This is a genomic window from Streptomyces sp. FH025, from assembly GCF_017427025.1.
Classification (GTDB): Bacteria; Actinomycetota; Actinomycetes; order Streptomycetales; family Streptomycetaceae; genus Kitasatospora.
Genome location: NZ_JAFLNG010000907.1, coordinates 1 through 2,584 on the forward strand (window position 1 = coordinate 1; position 2,584 = coordinate 2,584).

Consider the following 2,584-nt stretch of genomic DNA (forward strand, 5'->3'; position numbering starts at 1 on the left):
CGGCACGGGTCCGCGCCGCACCGGGTACCGTCCACACCGGTCGCACCGGTCACACCGGTCCACCGCGGGGCAGGCTACCGCTCCGGGCGGACGCCGACAGGGCTCCCGGCCCGCCCGCTCAGGGACCATGGGCCCTATCGACGCGCGCTCCGACCGAGGACCATCGGACGCATGGAGCGTGAGGACCGTGTGGAGACCCTGAGCGAGGCCGAGTGCCTGCGGCTGCTCAGCACCGTGCCCGTCGGGCGCGTGGTGTACACCGAGCATGCGCTGCCGGCCGTCCTACCGGTCTCCTTCGAGGTCCTGGACGGGCGGTTGGTGCTCGCCGTGCGCCGGGGAAGTGCTACCGCGCGCGGGCTTGACGGCACGGTGGTGGCCTTCCAGGCGGACCTGCTGGATCCGGTCACCCGTACGGGGTGGAGCGTGCTGGTGCACGGGCGGGCCGACGCGGTGCGCGATCCCGAGCAGGTCCGGCGGGTGCTGCGCTCCGGGCTGCGGCCGTGGGTGGGGGATCCTGACCCGCTGTTCATCGCGCTGGTGCCGGAGCTGGTCAGCGGCCGGAGGCTGTTCCCGACCGGGCAGTTCGGGTCGACCGGGCAGTTCGGGTCGACCGGGCAGTACGGGCCGGGCACGCCGGGGCGCACCGCGCTGCGGCCCTGAGCCGCCGTCGAGCCGCCGTCGAGCCGCCGTCGCCCCGTTCCGCCGGGACTCCTGACAGATACCGGCGGGTAGGCATACGCTTCCGGCGTCCTGACCCCTCCCCGGGGCCCGACCCCTCCAGGAGCGCACCGTGACGACCTTCGCCTCCCTCGCCGAGCTGACCGCCGCCGTCGGCACCGAACTGGGCACCAGCTCGTGGCACACCATCGAGCAGCGGCAGATCGACCTCTTCGCCGAGGCCACCGGGGACCACCAGTGGATCCACGTGGACCCGGAGCGGGCGAAGGAGAGCCAGTTCGGCTCGACCATCGCGCACGGCTACCTGACCCAGTCGATGATCCCGGTGCTGGCCAAGGAGTGCTACGGCGTCGAGGGCGTGCGGATGGCGCTGAACTACGGCTCGGACAAGGTGCGTTTCCCCGCCCCGGTGCCGGTGGGCACGGCGATCCGGGCCACCGCCGAGCTGGTCTCGGCCACCGAGGTGCCGGGCGGGGTCCAGGCGGTGGTGCGGTTCACCATCACCAGTGAGCGGAGCGCCAAGCCGCACTGCGTCGCGGAGACGATCACGCGCTTCTACGCGTAGCGGCACGCCGTCCCGGCACCCGGTGTCCCGACGTCTGGCGTCCGGGTGCCTGACGGCCCGGTGCCTCGTGTCCCGGCGCCCGGCGTTCCGGTGCCCGGCGTCTCGACACCTGGCGGAAAGTACTCCGAACGGACCGCACCGGGCTCCCCACCAGGTCCGGACGGCCCACGGCGAGTAACCTCCGACGAGATGGTTGTCGTACCGCAGCGGCCTCAACCGCCCCTGGGGTACGCGCCCCGGCCCGCTCGGTAGCGCGACCGTCCCTGGAGGAGCCGTGCCCCGCCCCGCCCCGTGGTTCTCCCGCCTCGCCGGTCTGACCTCTCAGCTCGTCCCGCCGTCCGCCGGACCGGCCGCCGACCGGGCCGTCCCCGGCCTGGCCGGGCTGCCCCGCGCGGCCTGGCACCGGCTCCGGACCGACGCCTTCGGAGCCGACCCCCGGGGCGAGCGGCTGGCCCGGATCCGTCGCTCGCCCCAGTTCGTCGACGGCGCCTTCCGCAACCCGGTGCCGACCCGCCGCCTGGTCTACGAACGGAGCCCGCTCGAAATCACCCGCGCCCAGCTGGGCGGGGACAAGACCCGCCGGGCCCCGGCCGCCGCCGTGCCGGTGCACCGGCTGCTCCCGGTCGACCTGGCCACGCCGCCGGAGTCCGGGCTGCGGCTCACCTGGCTCGGGCACGCCACCGCGCTCGCCGAGATCGGCGGACGGCGCGTCCTGCTCGACCCGGTCTGGGGCGAGCGCTGCTCACCGTTCGCCTGGACCGGGCCCAAGCGGCTGCACCCGGTGCCGCTGCCACTGTCCGAACTCGGGCCGGTGGACGTGGTGGTGATCTCGCACGACCACTACGACCACCTCGACATGGCCACCGTGCGGGCGCTGATCGGGAGCGACGCGGTGTTCGCCGTACCGCTCGGGGTCGGGGCGCACCTGGAGCACTGGGGGGTGCCGGCCGGGCGGATCGTCGAGCTCGACTGGTGGGAGTCGGCGGAGGTCGCCGGACTGACCCTCACCGCCACGCCCGCCCGCCACTACTGCAGCCGGGGACCGCGCACCAGCGCGCTGTTCCTGTGGGCCTCATGGGTGGTGGCCGGCGGCGGGCACCGGATCTTCCACAGCGGGGACACCGGCTACTTCCCCGGCTTCACGGAGATCGGGCGGCGGCTCGGGCCCTTCGACGCGACGATGATGCAGGTGGGCGCGTACAGCGAGTTCTGGCCCGAGGTGCACATGACTCCCGAGGAGGGCGTTCGGGCCCACCTGGACCTGGGGGGCGAGCTGCTGCTGCCGATCCACTGGTGCACCTTCAACCTGGCCATCCACCCCTGGGAGGAACCGGCCGAACG

The 2,584-nt window shown here is 74.2% G+C and carries 3 protein-coding genes; all 3 read left to right on the forward strand.

All coding sequences use genetic code 11. The features are described 5' to 3' along the window. The first annotated feature begins 171 nt into the window (after positions 1-171). The gene (locus J0670_RS35510; protein WP_207816717.1) at positions 172-660 is read left to right on the forward strand and encodes a pyridoxamine 5'-phosphate oxidase family protein; all 489 of its coding nucleotides are present in this window, start codon (positions 172-174) and stop codon (positions 658-660) included. A 130-nt stretch (positions 661-790) separates the two neighbouring features. Further along, on the forward strand, positions 791-1,243 hold the full coding sequence (locus J0670_RS35515) for a MaoC family dehydratase (RefSeq protein ID WP_207816718.1): 453 nt from the start codon (positions 791-793) through the stop codon (positions 1,241-1,243). Between the two features lie 373 nt (positions 1,244-1,616). Further along, on the forward strand, positions 1,617-2,584 hold a 968-nt coding region (locus J0670_RS35520; protein WP_207816720.1), incomplete at its 3' end, for an MBL fold metallo-hydrolase.

Coding starts and splice junctions, on each gene's coding strand:
- J0670_RS35510 (WP_207816717.1), top strand. CDS start 172: ATGGAGCGTGAGGACCGTGTGGAGACCCTGAGCGAGGCCGAGTGCCTG.